Below are 18646 nucleotides of genomic sequence, written 5' to 3'. Positions count from 1 at the left end.
AGTCCCCATCCCTTGTCCCTAGTACCTAGTCCCTAGCCCCCCCAACTACCATGCCCATCACCAACTCCGACGCGATTCTTCACTACAACGTTGGCCTTTTTGGCGAGGCCGGTTATGCCGTGCCGAACTGGTCGAACGACATTGGCAGCCTCAACCCGACGATCATCGACTGGACGCAGCTTGTCGGTCGCAACCTGTTCCACATCATGCACCACGAGGACGTCGACCTTCGCATCCCGCCGTCGCGGAACACGCTCGAACGCATCCACAAGCTCTACCTGCGTGCGGCGAGCATTCTCGCGGGCCGCGCGGTGCCGCCGGGCGAGCGAAACATGGAGGTGCATCACGTCCGCCCCGCGGGCGAGGTGTTCCGCGTGTTCCCGGTGCCGTATTTCAACGTTCGCAACCCGTTCCTGAAGCGGTGGGCAGAGTTAGTATTGCTCTCGCTCTCCGAAGCGATGCAGCACACCGAGAATCGCAAGGAAATGGAAGTGAGCACCGCGTTCGCCGGCCTGGTCGGTCAGTACCTCAAGCGAATCTACTCGAACATGGCGATCGAGCTGTTCGGCAAAGACCGCACTGCCGCCACGGCCGACGGATTCCTGCTCACCGAAGCCGATTTCGCCGCGTACAACCCGGCGTCGTTCTTCACGGCCACCGAGATGATCGACACGGTGCCACGTCTCGACCGCGTGCTGACCGAAGACCGCTTGGAACTCTTGGCCGAAGGCATCCCCGTCACGCAGCTCCCCGCCGACATCGGCCCCTGGCCAATCAACTTGTCGAACTTCTACACGAAAACCCGTAGCGACGCCACGATCGGCAGCTCGGCAAGCAGCGGCGGCGTGGCTCCCGCGCCGATCATCCCGCCGGCACCGGCCCCGTAGCAGCCAGAGCCGTCTGAATTAGTGTCATCCTGAGGGAGCCTAAGCGACCGAAGGATCTCGTTTGCCACTTTTCACGCTTACGCAAGGGCGAGATTCTTCGGGTCGCATTACTCCCCTCAGAATGACAAGGTTTACTCACCTACTCACCTACTCACTCATCCTCCCATGACCACTCCTCCCGACGATTTCGAACAACGTGTCCAGGCCATGTTCTTGCGCTGGGGGGCAATGGGTGGGCTGGCGCTGTTGCTCGGGTTCGTGGGCCAAGGATTTTTGCTCACGCTGCAAGTCCACGGCCTCGAACCCCGCATGAAAGTGCTCGAAGCCCAACTCGAACGCAACTGCCTACAAATCGATCGCCTCGACGAGAAAGTCGACTCGATGCGAAGCGACGTGACGCGGCTGACAGCCCGCGAGGAGTTGGCGAAGGCGGAATGAATGTCGTCACTCATTCCCCCCCAGGCCCCCACCCTAGCCCTCCCCCGAGACGTCGTTGCGTTGGAAGCCTTCTAAGTGGCGATGCTTACCGCGCAACGACTTGGGGGAGGGGATAAATGGGCGAGCCTCCGCAACCCGGCATAAATGCCGGGGCTAATAACGCGGTGCAACATCGCTACCTACTCACCTACTCACCTACTAACTTCCCCCATGAACATCCAAGATCGCGTGAAAGAGCTTCGCCGTGTGCCGGCGAGTGAATTGAAACCCAATCCCCGCAACTGGCGGACCCATCCCGAGGCTCAGCAGAACGCGCTGCGTGGTGTGCTGGCCGAGGTTGGTTTTGCCGATGCCGTGGTGGCCCGCGAGCTCGCCGACGGGACGCTCGAACTGGTCGACGGCCATTTGCGTGCCGAGACCATGCAAAACGCCCTGGTGCCCGTGCTCATCGTCGACCTCAACGACGACGAAGCGAACAAGGTGCTGCTCACCCACGACCTGCTCGCCGGCATGGCGGGCGTCGATCGCGAGAACTACGACAGCCTGGCAGCCGAGGCAAAGTTCGTGAGCGAGGCCGTCGATCGCATGGTCATCGAGGCCACCCCCGAAGCCGTGATCGCGCCCGCCAGCGAGTCGCGCGAAGTCGACTTCCGCGAAACGTACCAAGTCGTCGCCGAGTGCGAGAACGAGCTGGAACAAGAGTCGCTCTTCGAACGCCTAAGAGCCGAAGGCTACAAGTGCCGGTGCATGAGTTTGTGAGTTTCTAGGCCCGGCATTCATGCCGGGTGGCGAAGGTTCCCAATTTTGGTCCCCTCTCCCCCGTTTCGTTCGCACGCAGTGCAAACGATTCGAGTAAACCTCGCCGCGAACGAAATGGGAGAGAGGGTTAGGGTGAGGGGGCTGGCACGGCTCGTGTGCATTGCCATTTCTACCGCCGTTCCATTGGTCATTGTTAATTCGTCATTGGTCATTCCCGCAAAAAGCCCCCACCCTAACCATCCCCCGAGACGTCGTTGCGATTTTGTTTCCTTCAGTGACATCGCTTCTCTCGCAACGACTTGGGGGAGGGGACAAGAGGATGAGCCCTTCGCAAACCCGGCATAAATGCCGGGCCTAACAACGCGCGGCGTCACTTACTCACTTACTCACTTACTCACTTACTCACTTACTCCACTCCGGTCGCTAACGCTCCCGGCTCGCCTTTTTCATTGGTCATTGTTAATTCGTCATTGGTCATTCCCATGCAAGTCTCTCTCTCCTGCCCCGTCTACGATTCGTTCCGCGTTCAGCAGGTTGCCGGCATGTTTGATGTGCCGGTCGCCGAGCGGATGCGCGAGGAGTTTGAGGTCGAGCTTCCCGCGGACGACGAGCCTTGGCAGATCGGCTTGATCGTTGGCCCCAGTGGCAGTGGCAAGTCGAGCGTCGCCCGCCAGGCGTTTGGCGAGTCGCTCTACCAAACGCGCGAGTGGCCGACCGACCGCGCGGTGATCGACTGCTTTGCAGGCCTTTCGGTCCGCGAAACCACCGGCCTCTTAACCGCCGTCGGTTTCAGCTCGCCCCCGTCCTGGATCAAACCGTACCACGTCCTATCCAACGGCGAACAATTCCGCTGCGACTTAGCGCGAGCGTTAGCCTCGCGGTCACTTAGCCCCCAGCCTCTAGCCCCCAGTCCCACCATCGCCTTCGACGAATTCACCAGCGTCGTCGATCGCAACGTCGCACGGGTTTGTTCGGCAGCCGTTGCGCGGGCGGTGCGAAGTGGCCGGGTGAATCGCCGGTTCGTTGCCGTGACGTGTCACTACGACGTGGCCGAGTGGCTGGAGGCCGATTGGGTGCTCGACATGGCGACGCGGACCTTAACTCGGAGGCGTCTTCGGCGACCAACGATCGAGCTCCAGATACACCGCACCGACCTACGTGCGTGGCCCCTGTTTGCGCGTCATCACTATCTAAGTGGCTCGCTCGCCCCGCAAAGCGAGTGCTACCTGGCGACCTGGAACGGCGTGCCGGTGCACTTCGCGGCAACGCTGCCGGTGATCGGCTACCGAGGCCGGCGGCGATTCACTCGCATCGTTACTTTGCCCGACTACCAAGGCATTGGCATCGGCACCCAGTGCATCCGCGCCGTTGCGATGCTGCACCGCGAGCGCGGCCACCGCGTGAGCGTCACCAGCAGCCACCCCGCGCTCGTGCAACACTGCCGCCACTCGCCCGACTGGAAATGCGTGAGCATCAAGAAAATCGGCCAATCGCGAAACCGCTCCAAAGCCTTCAGCAACTACACCAATTCGAGTGGCCGCGCGGTGGCTTCATTTGAGTTTGTTCCCCGCGAGCGGGGCCCGTAAGGGCCGTGGTGATGTCGAAGGGTGAGTTAGCAGGCCATGTCATCCTGAGGGAGCCCTAGCGACTGAAGGATCTCCATTGCCATTTCCTTAGGTTTACTCAGGGACGAGATTCTTCGTGTCGTGCTACTCCCCTCAGAATGACAGGGTTCGCCTACTTACTCACCTACTCACTCAACATCAACACGACCACGGCCCTGACGGGCCCCGCTCGCTATCTAGATATGACTAAAGCACAAATCGACGAAATCCTCGGTGTTATCGCTGTTGGCTGTCCGCTGCAGACGGCGCTCGAGATTTGTAACGCGACCCAGCAGGAGTACGACGCCGAGTACCGTTCGAACCCCGAGTTCGTTCGCCGGTTGAATCGCACCGCGGGCAACGCGGAGTTCGAGCAACTCAGGGTCGTCCAGAAGAAGGGCAAGGACGACAACGAATGGCGGGCGAGCGTCTGGTGGCTCGAGCGCTGCCGGCCCGACCGCTACGCCCCGCGGCCGCTCAAGACCATTTCGCTCGACGAGTTCGAAGCGTTCCGAGCGGACGTCGCGGCACTGCTGCACAGCCAAGTCCACGACCCCGACGACCAACGTCGCCTATTCGACCAGCTGCGAAAACTAACCAGCCGAGTTCAGCCGACTGACTCACCCTTATCCGGAGAGGAAGACGACTTAGCCACGGATTCACACGGATCGAACACGGATGAAGAAGCCTCACCTGCCAATCACGTTGTCTCCGATCCTATTAGCGAAGATTAGCGCCGATTAGTGTTCCCCTTCCCCAAATCCGTGTTTCATCCGTGCAAATCCGTGGCTAAAGCTCTTCATCCTGGGGGCTCGTGGAACTCGTCCCCAGCCACCCGTATTCTTCTCTGGTATTAGCTCATCTTTTCTTATGATCCGCCCACTCCCTCACGTTCCCAACCGGTTTGGATTTCTTGGCGAGCAGCGTCGTGCGCTCGTTCGGGCGCTCCGACGGCTGCGTAGCAAGCAGAACACCGGCAACGATGCGCTCGACCTCATCGCGTGGGGTCAGACGTTCTTACCCAAGCACTTCACCGCGCCGCCGTCGGCCATGCACCGATGGCTCGCCGACGAACTGGGGCAGCTTCGCACTTCGCGCGGCACGAAGCTCAATATTGTGGGGCCGCGTGGTGGCGCGAAGTCGACCGTGGCGACGCTCGCTTACGTGCTGCGGGCGGCGGTCAGTGGGTGGGAGCCTTACATCTGGATCGTCTCCGACACCATCACGCAGGCCAACATGCACTTGGCGAACGTCAAGGCCGAGCTCGCGAACAACCCGCTACTCACCGCCGCGTATCCCGACGCCGCTGGCAACGGCGGCAAGTGGCAGGCCGGTGCGATTGAGCTCAAGAACGGCGTCGCGATCGAAGCCTACAGCACCGGTCAGCGGCTGCGTGGTCGTCGGCATGGCGAGTATCGTCCGACGCTGATCGTATGCGACGACATTCAAAACGACTCGCACATGTCGAGCCCCACGCAGCGCGAGTCGTCGCACGAGTGGTTCCATGGCGCGCTGTTGAAGTCGGGCACACCGTCGACCAACATCATCAACCTGGCCACCGCCCTACACCGCGACGCCCTTGCCATGCAACTGCAAACCACACCGGGCTGGCGGAGCGAATTGTTCCGCGCGATCGTCACCTGGCCCACCCGCGACGATCTTTGGCTCGAGTGGGAGCAGCTTTACACCCGCGCCGGCGACCCCGACGCGGGCCGCATCGCTCGCGCGTTCTACCACGCCAACCGCAAGGCGATGGACCTGGGTGCCGAGGTGCTGTGGCCGGAAGTCGAGGATCTTTACACGCTGATGGCGATGCGCGTCGAGAGTGGCCGGACGGCGTTCGAGCGCGAGAAGCAAGGCGCCCCGATCGACCCCGAGGGTTGCGAGTGGCCCGAGGAGTACTTTGGCGAGCACCTGTGGTTCGACGAGTGGCCCGACCACACGCCGATTCGCGTGGTGGCGCTCGACCCCAGCAAAGGTGCCGACTCGAATCGCGGCGACTACTCGGCGTTCGTCATGCTGGCGATCGACGCGGAGGGCACCCTGTGGGTCGAAGCCGACCTCGCCCGCCGACCGACGCCGCAGATGGTGACCGATGGCGTGGCGATTTGCGATCGCTTCAAGCCCCACCTGTTCGGCGTCGAAGCGAATCAGTGGCAAGAACTACTCGCCGCGGAGTTCACCGCCGAGTTCGAGCGCCAAGGCCGATACGACATCCACCCCGCGACGATCCACAACCAAACGAACAAACACCTCCGCATCCGCCGCCTAGGCCCGTACCTGTCGCAACGCAAACTGAAGTTCTACCGCCACTCGTACTCGACAAGACTCTTGGTCGACCAACTCCACGACTTCCCCGGCTCCGCCCACGACGACGGGCCTGATGCGCTGGAGATGGCGCTTCGAATGGCGGATGAACTAAGGCAGACGCGATAGCACGGTTCCTACTTTGTCATTCTGAGGGAGCCCCGGCGACTGAAGAATCTCGCTTGCCAATGGAGGGAATGACCAATGACGAATTAACAATGACCAATGTGAGTTTTGCGAGCTAGCACGAACGCTACAAATCACCCTTAGGCCCGGCATTTATGCCGGGTTGGGAAGCTGCAAACTTCAGTCCCCTCTCCCCCGTTTCGTTCGCGCGCAGTCCGATCCAATCGAGTAAACACCATTGCGAACGAAATGGGGGAGAGGGTTAGGGTGAGGGGGCTTGCCTAGTTCACACGTGTTGCCTCACTCCATCGCATTCCCAGGGTAGCAGCATTCGCTCGGGCCCTGGGCTAACAGACGTAATCCCTTCGGGATAGGCGTGATCTCTTCGTCCACAACCCGGCATAAATGCCGGGCCTAGTACTTACTCACTTACTCACTTACTCACCCAGACTTCTCCATGACCCCACTCCAACAACTCCACGAAGCTTTCGAACTCCTCCTCTCCGACTTCGTCGATCCCCGCGAAGCGCTCATCGGCGACGACGGCGCGCTTTGGAACGACGTGACCACCGATGCCTGGAACTCGCCGGTGGCGGCCGAGCGGCTTGCGGATATTCGCCAGCAGTGTCGGCAGCTACAGTTTTCTAACGAGTTCGCCATCAACGGCGTCGAGAACCGCATCAGCTACATCGTCGGTAGCGGGCACGCGTACCAGGCCGTGGTTCGTAAGCACACCGCGGCGCCCGACAGCCTGGCCAGCGACGTGCAGCGGGTGCTCGACGAGTTCCTCGCCGCCAGCGATTGGCACAGTCGCCAGCAGGAGATCGTTCGGCGAATGGACCGCGATGGCGAGGCGTTCCTGCGCCTTTTCGCCATCGAGCGTGGCAAGACGCTCGTCCGTTTCATCGAACCCGACGACGTGGTCACCCCCGACCGCCAGCGCGACAACCCCGCGGCGACGATGGGCATTTTGGTCGACGCGGGCGACGTTGAGAGCGTGCGTGGTTACTACGTCGACGGCCAGCTCGTCCCCGCGAGCGACGTGCAGCATCGTCGCGCGAACGTCGATCGCAACGTGAAACGCGGCCTGCCTCTCTACACGCCGGTGCGGAAGAACCTTCGCCGCGCGGAAAAGCTGCTGAGAAACATGAGCGTGGTGGCTGAGATCCAATCGGCGATCGCCCTGATTCGCAAGCATCGAACCACGAGCCGCACCGGCGTCGAGCAGTTCGTCGCCAGCGGGGCCGACGTCACCGCGACCAAACCCAATGGCCGCATCGAACACCTGACGCAGTACGGGCCGGGGACGATTCTCGACGCGCCGTCGCACGTCGAGTACGACTTCCCCGCAACCGGCGTCGACGCTTCGGCGTTCGTAACGATCCTGCAAGCCGAACTGCGAGCCATCGCCGCACGGCTCGTTATGCCCGAGTTCATGTTCACGAGCGACGCCTCGAACGCCAACTACGCCTCGACAATGGTCGCCGAAGGCCCCGCGGTTCGAATGTTCGAACGCTTGCAATCGACCATGGCCCGCGACGATCGCGAGGTGATGTGGCGCGTGGTCGAGCACGCGGCCCGCGCAGGCGTGCTGCCCACGAACGTCCGCGAGCTGATCGAAATCCAGATCACGCCCCCCTCGCTCGCCCCACGTGACGCCCTGCGCGATGCCCGCGTGATGGACCTCGCCCACCAACGCGGCATCGTCTCACCGCAAACCTGGACCCGGCGGCTAGGTCTCGATTACGACCAGGAGCAGAAGAACCTCGCGGTGCATGGCGTAGGAGGTGAGTAAGTGAGTAGGTGAGTAGGTGAGTAAGTGCCATGTTGCAGATCAACTATAGGCCCGGCATTTATGCCGGGTTAGGGAAGGCCCCAACTTCAGTCCCCTCCCCCAAGTCGTTGCGCGAGAAGCGTTGCCACCTCACGACACTCGAATCGCAACGACGCCTGCGGGGGAGGGTTCGGGTGGGGGCTTTTTGGAGCGAATGACCAATGGCGAATTAACAATGACCAATTCTAGAAACCTAACGGACCGCCTATCCCGAAGGGATTACGTATGTCAGCCCAGGGTTGTCACGCCGCGAGTTACACGAGCGACGGGGCTACCCTGGGGAATTTTCCGCTCCCTCGGGGCGACACAAACATCGGTCCCTCACGATTGCCCATTCCATTCACAAAAACCAGTTTCCACCCTATTTTTCTCGACCATTTTTCCACCCCGAACTATTTTCAAATTCTTCCAAAATGTGGCTAGAAAGTACTCGCGCATCGGATATGGTGAACCTATGACAACTGCAACACGGAACCCTTTGACCCGGCCCAACAAGGCCCAATTGGCGCAGCAGGAGTTCGCCAAACTGCTCGCTAGCGCCTCCGCTCGAGGCTTCCACGGCACCGCCGGCATCACGCTGTCGGTGCAAGACGGAGCCATCCAGCATTTGAAAATCAACGTCGAGAAGATGGTGAAGTAGCCATCGCCTGTAGGCCGGATCAAGCGGAGCGCCGATCCGGCAATTAACGCGTCATCTGCCGTATCGGCGCGGAGCTTGATACGGCCTGCATCTCTCAATTCCACCCAACTAACCCGGTATCGCATCGAGCCACGCCCACTAAGGGCTTGGTATCGCATCGAGCCCACCTTTGAGCGCAAGCGTGCGCCCCGAGGTGGGCTTTTTTTGTTTGCACTTCGTTTAACGCCCAGCCGCAGGCGCCGGCTAACTGCGGCACTTCACGTAAGCCGGCGCCTGCGGCTGGGCGTTAAACGAGTTGTCCCAACTTCCAACCCCCAACTCCCAACTCCAATGCAACAACAACTCCAAGAATTTGTCGACTCTCGCAACCAGTCCCTCCGTGTGGATGCCGAGCGGGGTGTGCTCCGTGGCGTGAAGCTGCTGGGGCTTACTTCGCGTAACGGCCGGACCTATCGCGAAGCGGCGCTCGCCGATGCAACCAGCTTGTACGAGGGTTCGAAGGTGAACGTGAACCATCCCAAGGGTTCGCCCCACGCGCCGCGTGATTACCAGGATCGCCTGGGTGCGATTCGCGACGTGAAGTTCCGCGCGGGCGAGGGCCTGTTCGCCGACTTGCACTACAACCCCAAGCATCCGCTCGCCGAGCAACTGGCGTGGGACGCCGAGCACGCTCCCGAGCAAGTCGGCCTGTCGCACAACGTGCTCGCTCGCACGTCGCGAGATGGCGAGACCACCGTGGTCGAAGCAATCACTCGGGTCGAGAGCGTCGACCTGGTGGCCGATCCGGCGACCACGCGCGGGCTGTTCGAACAAACGGAGCCCAATGCCCTATTGTTCGAATCGTTGTCGCTCGAGCAGCTCGCCATCGAACGACCCGATCTGATCGAGGCGATCGAGCGCCCGCTGGCGGAGCAACTCGCGCTCGCCAAGCGGCGCATCCGCATCGGCGAGTTGCTCGCCGAGAATGGTTTGCCACTTCCAGGCACTGCTGAGGCCGAGCGAGTGACCACGCCGGCGTTCGTCGACCAGTTGCTCGTTGCGTCCTGCGACGAAGTGCTCGAAGCCCTGGTGGCCGATCGTGCCGCGCTCGTCACGGGATTCGCGAATCGCCCAAACGTGGTGACCTCGCGCGAACAGCGCTGGGCAACCAGCGACCTCGAGTCACGTAGTGAATCGGCGAAAGAGTTCGCCGCGTCGCTACGCAAGTAGGCCGGATCAAGCGGAGCGCCGATCCGGCGCTTCACGCTGCGATCAACCAGTAACTCACCATTTGGTGTCATTCCGACAGGAGTGAAGCGACTGAGGAATCTACTTTGCCCAACCGAGCCGTTTACCCACGTCGGGGAGTCTCTCGTTCGACCACCCGAAGTGACCAAGCACTTTTTACTGCATGCCAGATTCCTCGGTCGTCGAACTCCCGTCGGAATGACACCGGGGAGGGCCCTCTCACGACGACTGGGCATTCTCAATCAACTCACCTTTTCCTGCCGTATCGGCGCGGAGCTTGATGCGGCGTACTTGCCACTTAAGGAGACTTTTCAATGGCGAATCAGATGCGATGGCGTTATGGCGACACGAGCCCGGTGATGTTGCCGGTGGATAGTGCGACGGTCGTCGAGATCGGCGATCTCGTGTACCTCGACACCGACGACGCGAAGCCGGCAGGAGCGCAGGCCGATGCTGCGTCGCTTACAGGCAATCAGGAGGCCTTTCACGACAAGTTCGCGGGCGTGGCGATGCAGGCTTCGGCGAGTGGCGACACGGCGCCAATTCGAGTCGCCACGTCCGGCGTGTTCGAGTTCGGCTGCGGCTCGGCCACGTTCGAAGTCGGTGCGCTCGTCGGCCCGGTCGAAAACGGTGCGGGCTCGGCGCTCGAAAATCAGAAGGTGGTCGCCGTCGCAGCGCACAACCTGGCGATCGGCCGCTGTGCGAAGCGCGTGAACCCCGCGGCGACGAGCGTGTACGTCGACATCATCAGCACGGTGATGAAAGGCGGCCCGCAAGCGGCGGCGTAAGACCTTGCTGTCCCTTTGTCATTCTGAGGGCCCTTTCCTCAAATGCGGATGCGACCCGAAGAATCTCGTCCCTGAGTAAGCCTCTGCAAATGGCGAAGGAGATCCTTCAGTCGCTTAGGCTCCCTCAGGATGACACAGGGTTGGTAGGCCGGATCAAGCGGAGCGCCGATCCGGCTATTTCAGCGTGATTTGCCGTATCGGCGCGGAGCTTGATACGGCCTACATCCTCTCAACTTCCAACTCTTATCCCCAACTCCTCCACAAGGAACTTCTATGTCGATTCAATATCGTGAACTCAAGCGGCGGTATCAGCTCGATGGGCCGCAGAAAACGGTCGAGCATTTAAGCGAAGCGCTGCGCGAGCGGCATCTCGCGCCGGACGATTTTAGCCTCCGCGATCTGGCCGAGGCGCTCGTGCCCGACGGGGGCGAGTGGGTGCGGCTGCTCGATCCGCGGAGCGGTGGCTCGACGGTGCTCGAAGCGGCGGATGGCGTCGATCTCTCGGCGTTTCAGAACGTCGCTGGGCAGGTGATTTACTCGAAGATTCTCGATGCCTATCAGCAAAGCGCGTTTGTCGTGTCGAAGCTGGTGAGCACCATTCCCACGCGGCTCGATGGCGAGAAAATCCCTGGGGCGGGCAAGCTGGCCGACACCGACATGGCCGTCGCGCCGGGCATGCCTTATCCGCATCTCGGCTTTGGCGAGGACTACATCGAAACTCCCGCGACCACCAAGCGGGGCTTCATCGTGCCGGTGACTAAGGAAGCGATTTTCTTCGATCGCACGAACCTGGTGCTGCGTCGCGCGAGCGAAGTGGGTGAGCTGCTCGGCCTCAACAAAGAGAAGCGGCTGCTCGATTTGGTGATTGGCGTCACGAACAACTACAAGTGGCGTGGCACCAGTTACAACACGTACCAGTCGAGCACGCCGTGGGTCAACGAGCTCGCCAGCAACGAGCTGGTGGATTGGGAGAACGTCGATGCCGCCGAGCAGCTGCTGGCCGACATCCTCGACCCCAACACGGGCGAGCCGGTGATGCTTGGCGCGACCAGCGTGCTGGTGATGCCTGCGTATCGCCACGCCGCGCACCGCGTGTTCAACGCCGCGGAGATTCACTACACCGGCACCGACGCGAATACGTCCACGGTCGCCGCGAATCCGCTGGGCAACTACACGGTGGCCGAGAGCCGTCTGGCCTACCGCCGTGTCGTGGCATCGGGCGTTGCGGCGGGGGACGCGAAGAAGTGGTGGTTCCTGGGCGACTTCCGCAAAGCGTTTGCCTACATGGAGAACTGGCCCATCACCGTCACCCAGGCCCCGCGCGGGAGCGAAGCCGAGTTCACCAGCGACATCGTGCTCCGCTTCAAAGCAAGTGAACGAGGTGCCGCCGCGGTGATCGATCCGCGGTACGTCGTGAAGTGCACTGGGTAGTTCGAGATCATCGCTAGGTGCAGCGTCATGTCATTCTGAAGGGAGTCCTGCGACCGAAGAATCTCGCCCCTGAACACGCCGAAAAAATGGCAAACGAGATCCTTCAGTCGCTAGGGCTCCCTCAGGATGACATAGGGGCCGGCTCCCTCACTGACTCACTTACTCACTTACTCACCTACTCACGCAACTACAACACGACCACGGCCCTTACGGGCCCCGCTCGCCGTTTTTTGGTCATTCGTCATTCGTCATTGGACATTCACTCTCATGCCTACTTCTAAAACTCTTGCCGTGTTCGATGCGATCGCGGGGCGGCCGCCGGGTTCGGCGTTTGCCCAGCTGGATCTTCGTAACGCCACCGTGGTGCTCGACTTCGACGATGCGGCGGTCGAGTCGATGGACTTTGTTGGCGTGTTGCCTCGCGGATACGCCGGTCGCGATTTTGAGCTTGTCATCACCTGGGCCGCCACGTCGGCGACCAGCGGCGCGGTGGTGTGGCAGGTGGAATTCGAGCGGCACCCGATTGCCGACCCCACGCATGGCACGCACGATCTCGACACCAACGGCTTCGGCACGCCCGCGACGAGCACCGCAACCGCTCCAGCCAACAGCGGCGAGCTTGCGCAGACGACGATCTCGCTCCCTGCAAATGATGCCGACGACCCCGTGGCGGGCGAATCGTATCGCCTGCGTGTGTCACGCGTCGCCACCAGCGGTTTGGACACCATGACGGGCGACGCCGAGCTCGTGGCCGTCGAACTACGGGAGGTTTAATCGCCGTGGCCCTTAAGTTCATCAGTGGCAACCCGCGCGTGCTGCTTGGGCGCGTTCCGGAAGTCGAAGGGGTCGCGGCGTTCACGTTTGCGGCGTGGGTTCGCATCGACAACCTCAACGCGGACGGCGTGATTGTGATGCGAGGCAACACGTTCGACGACACCGCACCTTGGGTGCTGTATCGTGACGAGGTGGCGTACGCTTCGAGCCGCCAGAACACGTTCGCCGCGCACGTTCGCACGAACGTCGGACAGATTCGCATCGAGTCGGCCGCCGGCGCGAGCAACGATACCGCGTGGCACCACGTGGCGCTCGTGTTCGAAGCCGGCGTCGCAGGCGGGCTGCGGATGGTTGTCGATGGCGTGGTCGATCCCTATGCGGCGAGTACCGTCGGGCACACTAGCGTGGTCACCAACACTGCGGGCGTGCACTTGGGTTTCGATTCGGTGAGCTCATCGTTTCAGGGAGCGATGGCCGACGTGGCGATTTGCAACGCCGCGATCCCAACAAGCGACATTGCCCGCCTCGCGGCCAAGTATTCGGCGCTCGCCGTTCCGAGCGTTCGCGATTCGCTGATCGTTTATCACGATCTCATTCGCGGCGTGAATCGTCCCGGCATCGGTGGCGTCGCCACCACCGCCGGCACCTTCGCCCACGAAGCCCATCCGCCACTCCGTTTTCCCTCGTCACCGCTACTGAGCACAAGCAGCGCCCATACGCTCGTGCGCGGACCGTGGCGCGGGGAACGCGGCTTGACGCTTGCAAGTGCAGCCGCGGCGGGCGAGCTGTTTATTCCTGGTGCCGCTCGCGGTGCCGTTCATTCCATTGGGGAGGATCATCCTTAAATGACAACTGCAAACGATATCCGAGGTGTGGTGTTTAAGAACGGCCCGGCGGTGCTGATGGCCCGCATCGTGGGTCCCGAGGGGGACGCGATTGCGCCGAGCGACGTGGCACTGCTGCATTACAGCGTGCTCGAAGTGGACCACTGCGACCACGACACGCTCGTTCCGGTCGAGGGACACGACAACGTCGAACTGGATCCCGACGAAATGTTCCGTGACGAACTCGAGACGGGCGCTCCGTGGACCATGGACGAGATGGGTTACAACTTCCGCCACGACCTCGCGATCGACGAGCACGACGCCTTCCCCACGGCCGGCGTCGATTACCAGGTGCGGTACGAAGTCGTGCCGGTGGTGGGTCAGCGGATGGTGTTTCGGTTTCTGGTGACGTGTATTTGAAACGACGGTCCTTTTTTACCTCACAATTACCACGGCTCTTACGGGCCCCGCTCGCTGGAACCAATGACATGACAGACATTCAACAATTTCAGGCGATTCGCAGTAGTACGCTGGCACAGATTGCGGAGATTCGTGCCGAGCCGAAGCCGACGTACTGGCTCGATGGGCAGCGCGTGCACTGGCAGGAGTACGTCGAGTCGCTTCAAGCGACCGTCGACTGGTGCGACGCGAAGATTTCGGAACAAGAGCCGTTTGAACTTCGCTCGCGAGGAGGAACCTAATGCCAATCGCATGGAATACGACCGGTGACTTCTCGAAGGTCGTCGACGCCACGGAGCCGGTGACGCTGCTGCGGCGTGGCTCGTCGTCAAAGAGCGACATCGCGGTTGCGTGGCGTTTCAGTCATCGCAGCGCCGAGCGCGAGCCGACCGGTGGCTATGTCGTGGCGACCGAAGTCGTGTGGCAGTTCGAGTGGCCCGCGGACGAGCGATTGCCGGCGCTCGGCGATCGATTACGCGAGGCCAGCGGCGAGTGCTACACGATCCTGACCGTCGAACGAACGCAGGGCGACACCCGTGTGAAGTGCGAGGCGCGGAATCTCCGCATCGCCCACGGCCTCGATTGTTTAGTCGATATTCAAGAGGCGATTTGGAGCGACGAAGAAATCACCGGCTGGCAACCTTTGCGGCCAGCAGTGCACGCGCGGATTCAACCGCATGAAACCACGGTAGACGAAACGGCGGAGCCAGCGAGTTCGACGGCGCTCTTTCGCGTGACGCTGGATGACGACACGCCGCTCGATCATCGTCACCGCATTGTAGGTGGCGATGGAGTGGTGTACCGCGTGGTGAGCTACGCGGGGGCTGGAAGGATTGGGGAGCTGCCGGTGGCGGTGGTGCGGAGGGAATAGTGGCAGCTTAGATCCCAGGGTTGCGGCGGCGAAGGCACACGGACCTGATATCCAATGCTGTCGCCGCTACCCTGGGAGTACGTTGGGCAGCGCGTCACGCCCCTCACACCATCGAACCCAACCGCGCCAGCGTCTCTTCGTACACATGCACGTACTGTTGGGCGCTGGTGCGCCAGCTCCAGTCTTGGTTCATGCCGGTGCGAACCAGGCGGCGCCAGGCGTCGGGGCTGCGGTAGAGCGACAGCGCGCGTTCGATGGTCGAGGCCAGGGCGTCGCTCGTGTACTCGACGAACGAGAAGCCGTTGGCGGTGCCGTTGCTCAGGGCGTGGTCGGTGCCGTCGGTGATGGTGTCGGCGAGGCCACCTGTTGCGCGGACAATCGGCACCGTGCCGTAACGCAGGCTGTACATCTGGTTGAGGCCGCACGGCTCGTAGCGGCTCGGCATCAGGAACAAATCGCCAGCGGCTTCAAAGCGATGCGCCAGTGCATTGGAGAACTCCAGTCGCACCGCGACTTGATCAGGGTACTTGCTGGCCAGGTCCGAAAGCAGCGCGTGGTAGTGAGGTTCGCCCGTGCCGAGGATGGCGAACTGCACCGCGCCGCGCGAGGCGAACTGCGGAATCAATGGCGCGATCAGGTCGAAGCCTTTTTGATCGGCGAGGCGTCCGACGATCACCACCAGCGGCGTCTCGGCCTTCTGGGGCAAACCAAGCTCTTGTTGTAGCGCGCGTTTGCACTCGGCCTTGCCGGCGACGAAGTTCTCGGCGTTGAACTGCTGAGGCAAGAACGCGTCGGCCTCGGGATTCCACTCGCCGTAGTCGCAGCCGTTGAGCACGCCGAACAGGTCCTGCGAACGATCCTGAAGCACTCCTTCGAGTCCGCAGCCGTGCTCCGAATGCTGAATCTCTTTGGCGTAGGTGGGGCTCACGGTGCTCACGGCGTCGGCGAACACCAGCGCGCTCTTCATGAAGTTGAGCTTGCCGTAGAACTCCATCTGCTGCCAGTTGAAGTACTTCCAGTCGAGCCCGGTGAGTTCCATGTCCCAGTGCCAGAACGAACCCTGGTAGGCGAGATTATGAATCGTGAACAACGAGGCGATGTCGCCGAACGCGACGTTGTGGCCCGTGATGGTCTTCAGGTACACGGGCACGAGGCCGGCGGTCCAGTCGTGGGCGTGGACGATCTGCGTGTCGGGCAGGATCTGATCGATGACTTCGAGCACCGCGCGGTTGAAGAACACGAACCGCTCGCAGTTGTCGTTGTAGTCGTTGCCCGCTTCGCGATAGAGCTCGGGGCGATCGTAGTACGAAGGTTGGTCGACCAGGTAAACGGGGACGTCGGAGTCGGGGAGCACGCTCTTCAGAATGCGACCATGCACCTGCTGGCCGGCGATGGGGACCTCGAACTCGATACCGGTCGGCTCGATTGGCTGGCCACAGTTCAGGGCCTGGCGAAACGCAGGGATCACGAGGCTCGTGCGGACCCCTCGCGCCACGAGCTCGCGGGGCAAGCTTCCGCAAACGTCCCCGAGACCACCTGTCTTGGCAAACGGCACAGCTTCGGCAGAGGCAAAAAGTACGTTCATAATATTTGGCGAGCGGGGCCCGTTAGGGCCGTGGTCGGTATGGAATCTTGGACCGTAGGCACGAGACGTCCGGCGGTCCTTCAACCATACCACGATCGGCAAACTTTCGTCAGCCGCTCAAGCCTACCCAGCGGGCGCAGCCGGAAAAGTCGCCTGCGGGGTGGTGCATTTGGTACAGGCGGAATAGGCGGGCGGGGTGGGAGCCTAATGCTTTCCGCGACATGTCATCCTGAGGGAGCCTATAGGCGACCGAAGGATCTCCTAGTCCCTGCAGAGACATCGGGTGGCTGGGGACGAGTCCTGCGAGCCCCCAGTGGAATTGGAGATCTGGGGGCTCGTAGGACTCGTCCCCAGCCACCCTGCACGTGAGAGAATGGCACGCGAGATTCTTCGGTCGCTGGGGCTCCCTCAGAATGACATGGTGGAGGCGGTTCGTCCCCAGCCACCTCTGAGGTTGCTCAGCAAGACCGTTGGAATTGCCGTATCGGCGCGGAGCTTGATACGGCCTACACGACTTATTTCACCACCTCGGCGATGGCTTCGGTCAGGGGGTCGACGTTCGATTCGCTGATGCCGGCGACGTTGATGCGGCCGGAGTCGACCATGTAGATGGCGTAGCGGTCGCGGAGGGCGTGGACGTGCTCTTTGGTGAGGCCCGCGAAGGAGAACATGCCCCGCTGCGACTTAATGAACGAGAAGTCGCCCGGTACGCCTTTCTCTGCCAGCTTGTCGACTAGCAAGGTCCGCATGCCATTGATGCGGTCGCGCATCGAGGCGAGTTCCTGCTCCCACTCGCGACGCAGCGTAGCGTCGCCGAGCACGGTGGCGACCACGCGGGCACCGAAGGCGGGCGGGTTGGAGTAGTTCGAACGAATCGCCCGCTTCACTTGGCTGTTGACGATGTCGGCTTGCTTTGCGTCCTTGGCGACGAACGTCACCGCACCGACACGCTCGCAGTACATGCCGAAGTTCTTAGAGAACGAGCTGCAAACCACGAACTCGCCACCCAACTCGGCGAACAGGCGGATGGCGGCGGCGTCTTGTTCGATGCCATCGCCGAAACCTTGGTAGGCGAAGTCGAGCACCGGAAGGATGCCACGGCTATTGAGCAGTTCGGCGATCTGCCGCCACTCGTCGGGCGTGGGGTCGACGCCGGTGGGGTTGTGACAGCATGCATGCAGCAGCACGGCATCGCCGGTCGGGACCTCATTGAGCGCGGAGAGCATGTCGCTCCACGCGAGGCCATTCGTCTTGGGGTCGAAGTACGGGAACTTGGCCATCGACACGCCAGCCGCCTGGAAGATGCTGGGGTGGTTGGGCCAGGTGGGATCGGTAACCCACATGGTCGAGCCCGACAAGTTTGAACCGAGGAAGTCGCCGGTGACGCGCAGGGCGCCGGTGCCGCCGGGCGTTTGGGCGGTCTTCGCGCGGCCCGACGTGACTACTTCATGGTCGTCGCCAAACAGCAACGACTGCACGCCGGCCGCGTACTCGGGCAAACCGGGAATGGGCAAGTAAGACATGCTCGGGTTGGCGTCAAGCACGCGCTGGGCCGCCGTGGCGACGGACTTCAGCACCGGCGTCTTGCCCGCCGCATCCTGATAGACGCCGACGCCCAGGTTGATCTTTTTAGGATTCGGGTCGGCGCGAAAGGCGTCGGTAAGACCAAGAATAGGATCGGCGGGAGCGGGCTGAATGGTGTCGAACATGCCTGTGCGGGAGGGGGTTAGGGACTGGGTGCTGGGGACTCGTTTAGGCGAGCGGACGCCGTGAGGCGTCTGGTTACATGGCAGTTAAGGAGTGCAGTTACGGAGTGCAGTTGCAGGAGCGGTCGATAGGGAAGCGAACTTCTGAGGCCATCGGGCTCAAAGAGCCCTCCTACAGTTATAGCTGGGGCGTCAGAGAGCCCTCCCACCGTTGGATAAACAAGAGAGTTGTCACTTGTAACTGCGGTCGGGCCGTACCAAAATCGTTATAGAACGACATCCGGGGCGTTCCTAGTGTTCACGGCGCTTCCGAGAACCGCGTGAACTTCCCCGAATTGTCGTCGCGGCACCCGCCTAAGGGCCTGGGACGGGTAGGGACTCTACTA

Annotated in this window: 18 protein-coding genes; 16 read left to right on the top strand and 2 right to left on the bottom strand. The window is 61.9% G+C overall.

Annotated features, from left to right (window positions below; genetic code table 11):
- Positions 1 to 50: 50 nt before the first annotated feature.
- The 16 genes from SH292x_RS02515 to SH292x_RS02440 all read left to right on the top strand — a co-directional run bounded on the left by SH292x_RS02515 (position 51) and on the right by SH292x_RS02440 (position 14969).
- Positions 51 to 887, top strand: a complete 837-nt coding sequence (locus SH292x_RS02515; RefSeq protein ID WP_442484005.1) for a hypothetical protein — start codon at positions 51 to 53, stop codon at positions 885 to 887.
- A gap of 165 nt (positions 888 to 1052) precedes the next feature.
- Entirely contained in the window at positions 1053 to 1325 is a 273-nt protein-coding gene (locus SH292x_RS02510) for a hypothetical protein (RefSeq protein WP_442484004.1), read from the top strand.
- A gap of 210 nt (positions 1326 to 1535) precedes the next feature.
- A complete protein-coding gene (locus SH292x_RS02505) occupies positions 1536 to 2084 on the top strand; it encodes a hypothetical protein (protein ID WP_442484003.1) in 549 nt (182 codons plus the stop codon).
- Positions 2085 to 2566: 482 nt separating this feature from the next.
- Complete coding sequence (locus tag SH292x_RS02500) at positions 2567 to 3670, top strand: GNAT family N-acetyltransferase (protein ID WP_442484002.1); 1104 nt, start codon at positions 2567 to 2569, stop codon at positions 3668 to 3670.
- Between the two features lie 137 nt (positions 3671 to 3807).
- Positions 3808 to 4422, top strand: coding sequence for a hypothetical protein (locus tag SH292x_RS02495; RefSeq protein ID WP_442484001.1), 615 nt, complete (start codon positions 3808 to 3810; stop codon positions 4420 to 4422).
- Between the two features lie 136 nt (positions 4423 to 4558).
- On the top strand, positions 4559 to 6124 hold the full coding sequence (locus SH292x_RS02490) for a phage terminase large subunit family protein (protein ID WP_442484000.1): 1566 nt from the start codon (positions 4559 to 4561) through the stop codon (positions 6122 to 6124).
- 454 nt (positions 6125 to 6578) lie between these two features.
- Positions 6579 to 7916, top strand: a complete 1338-nt coding sequence (locus SH292x_RS02485; RefSeq protein ID WP_442483999.1) for a phage portal protein — start codon at positions 6579 to 6581, stop codon at positions 7914 to 7916.
- A gap of 493 nt (positions 7917 to 8409) precedes the next feature.
- Positions 8410 to 8595: a hypothetical protein gene (locus SH292x_RS02480; RefSeq protein ID WP_442483998.1), complete on the top strand. Its 186-nt coding sequence runs from the start codon at positions 8410 to 8412 to the stop codon at positions 8593 to 8595.
- Between the two features lie 330 nt (positions 8596 to 8925).
- Complete coding sequence (locus tag SH292x_RS02475; RefSeq protein ID WP_442483997.1) at positions 8926 to 9804, top strand: hypothetical protein; 879 nt, start codon at positions 8926 to 8928, stop codon at positions 9802 to 9804.
- Between the two features lie 332 nt (positions 9805 to 10136).
- Complete coding sequence (locus SH292x_RS02470) at positions 10137 to 10610, top strand: hypothetical protein (RefSeq protein WP_442483996.1); 474 nt, start codon at positions 10137 to 10139, stop codon at positions 10608 to 10610.
- Positions 10611 to 10883: 273 nt separating this feature from the next.
- The gene (locus SH292x_RS02465; protein WP_442483995.1) at positions 10884 to 12041 is read left to right on the top strand and encodes a phage major capsid protein; all 1158 of its coding nucleotides are present in this window, start codon (positions 10884 to 10886) and stop codon (positions 12039 to 12041) included.
- Between the two features lie 267 nt (positions 12042 to 12308).
- A complete protein-coding gene (locus SH292x_RS02460) occupies positions 12309 to 12815 on the top strand; it encodes a hypothetical protein (protein ID WP_442483994.1) in 507 nt (168 codons plus the stop codon).
- 5 nt (positions 12816 to 12820) lie between these two features.
- Positions 12821 to 13660: a LamG domain-containing protein gene (locus SH292x_RS02455; protein WP_442483993.1), complete on the top strand. Its 840-nt coding sequence runs from the start codon at positions 12821 to 12823 to the stop codon at positions 13658 to 13660.
- On the top strand, positions 13661 to 14059 hold the full coding sequence (locus SH292x_RS02450; protein WP_442483992.1) for a hypothetical protein: 399 nt from the start codon (positions 13661 to 13663) through the stop codon (positions 14057 to 14059). It begins immediately after the preceding gene.
- Between the two features lie 68 nt (positions 14060 to 14127).
- Positions 14128 to 14340 (top strand): hypothetical protein, encoded by a 213-nt coding sequence (locus SH292x_RS02445; protein ID WP_442483991.1) that lies wholly within the window; start codon positions 14128 to 14130, stop codon positions 14338 to 14340.
- The gene (locus tag SH292x_RS02440) at positions 14340 to 14969 is read left to right on the top strand and encodes a hypothetical protein (protein WP_442483990.1); all 630 of its coding nucleotides are present in this window, start codon (positions 14340 to 14342) and stop codon (positions 14967 to 14969) included. Before SH292x_RS02445 ends, SH292x_RS02440 begins: the two co-directional genes overlap by 1 nt.
- 103 nt (positions 14970 to 15072) lie before the next feature.
- Here the strand turns inward: SH292x_RS02440 and glgA are convergent, their stop codons facing one another.
- On the bottom strand, positions 15073 to 16554 hold the full coding sequence (gene glgA / locus SH292x_RS02435; protein WP_442483989.1) for a glycogen synthase GlgA: 1482 nt from the start codon (positions 16552 to 16554) through the stop codon (positions 15073 to 15075).
- A gap of 515 nt (positions 16555 to 17069) precedes the next feature.
- A complete protein-coding gene (locus SH292x_RS02430; RefSeq protein WP_442483988.1) occupies positions 17070 to 18263 on the bottom strand; it encodes an amino acid aminotransferase in 1194 nt (397 codons plus the stop codon).
- Positions 18264 to 18646: the final 383 nt, after the last annotated feature.

The sequence above is a fragment of the Aeoliella fuhlenseeensis genome, from assembly GCF_052161615.1.
In the GTDB taxonomy this organism is placed as follows: domain Bacteria; phylum Planctomycetota; class Planctomycetia; order Pirellulales; family Lacipirellulaceae; genus Aeoliella.
This window is presented reverse-complemented; position numbering and strand designations above follow the sequence as displayed.

Excerpts from the sequence above, each read along its gene's own strand:
- SH292x_RS02430 (WP_442483988.1), bottom strand. The coding sequence starts at position 18,263 with ATGTTCGACACCATTCAGCCCGCTCCCGCCGATCCTATTCTTGGTCTT.
- SH292x_RS02490 (WP_442484000.1), top strand. The coding sequence starts at position 4,559 with ATGATCCGCCCACTCCCTCACGTTCCCAACCGGTTTGGATTTCTTGGC.
- SH292x_RS02475 (WP_442483997.1), top strand. The coding sequence starts at position 8,926 with ATGCAACAACAACTCCAAGAATTTGTCGACTCTCGCAACCAGTCCCTC.
- SH292x_RS02515 (WP_442484005.1), top strand. The coding sequence starts at position 51 with ATGCCCATCACCAACTCCGACGCGATTCTTCACTACAACGTTGGCCTT.
- SH292x_RS02480 (WP_442483998.1), top strand. The coding sequence starts at position 8,410 with ATGACAACTGCAACACGGAACCCTTTGACCCGGCCCAACAAGGCCCAA.
- SH292x_RS02505 (WP_442484003.1), top strand. The coding sequence starts at position 1,536 with ATGAACATCCAAGATCGCGTGAAAGAGCTTCGCCGTGTGCCGGCGAGT.
- SH292x_RS02500 (WP_442484002.1), top strand. The coding sequence starts at position 2,567 with ATGCAAGTCTCTCTCTCCTGCCCCGTCTACGATTCGTTCCGCGTTCAG.
- SH292x_RS02470 (WP_442483996.1), top strand. The coding sequence starts at position 10,137 with ATGGCGAATCAGATGCGATGGCGTTATGGCGACACGAGCCCGGTGATG.
- SH292x_RS02465 (WP_442483995.1), top strand. The coding sequence starts at position 10,884 with ATGTCGATTCAATATCGTGAACTCAAGCGGCGGTATCAGCTCGATGGG.
- glgA (WP_442483989.1), bottom strand. The coding sequence starts at position 16,554 with ATGAACGTACTTTTTGCCTCTGCCGAAGCTGTGCCGTTTGCCAAGACA.
- SH292x_RS02440 (WP_442483990.1), top strand. The coding sequence starts at position 14,340 with ATGCCAATCGCATGGAATACGACCGGTGACTTCTCGAAGGTCGTCGAC.
- SH292x_RS02510 (WP_442484004.1), top strand. The coding sequence starts at position 1,053 with ATGACCACTCCTCCCGACGATTTCGAACAACGTGTCCAGGCCATGTTC.
- SH292x_RS02450 (WP_442483992.1), top strand. The coding sequence starts at position 13,661 with ATGACAACTGCAAACGATATCCGAGGTGTGGTGTTTAAGAACGGCCCG.
- SH292x_RS02495 (WP_442484001.1), top strand. The coding sequence starts at position 3,808 with ATGACAGGGTTCGCCTACTTACTCACCTACTCACTCAACATCAACACG.
- SH292x_RS02445 (WP_442483991.1), top strand. The coding sequence starts at position 14,128 with ATGACAGACATTCAACAATTTCAGGCGATTCGCAGTAGTACGCTGGCA.
- SH292x_RS02485 (WP_442483999.1), top strand. The coding sequence starts at position 6,579 with ATGACCCCACTCCAACAACTCCACGAAGCTTTCGAACTCCTCCTCTCC.
- SH292x_RS02460 (WP_442483994.1), top strand. The coding sequence starts at position 12,309 with ATGCCTACTTCTAAAACTCTTGCCGTGTTCGATGCGATCGCGGGGCGG.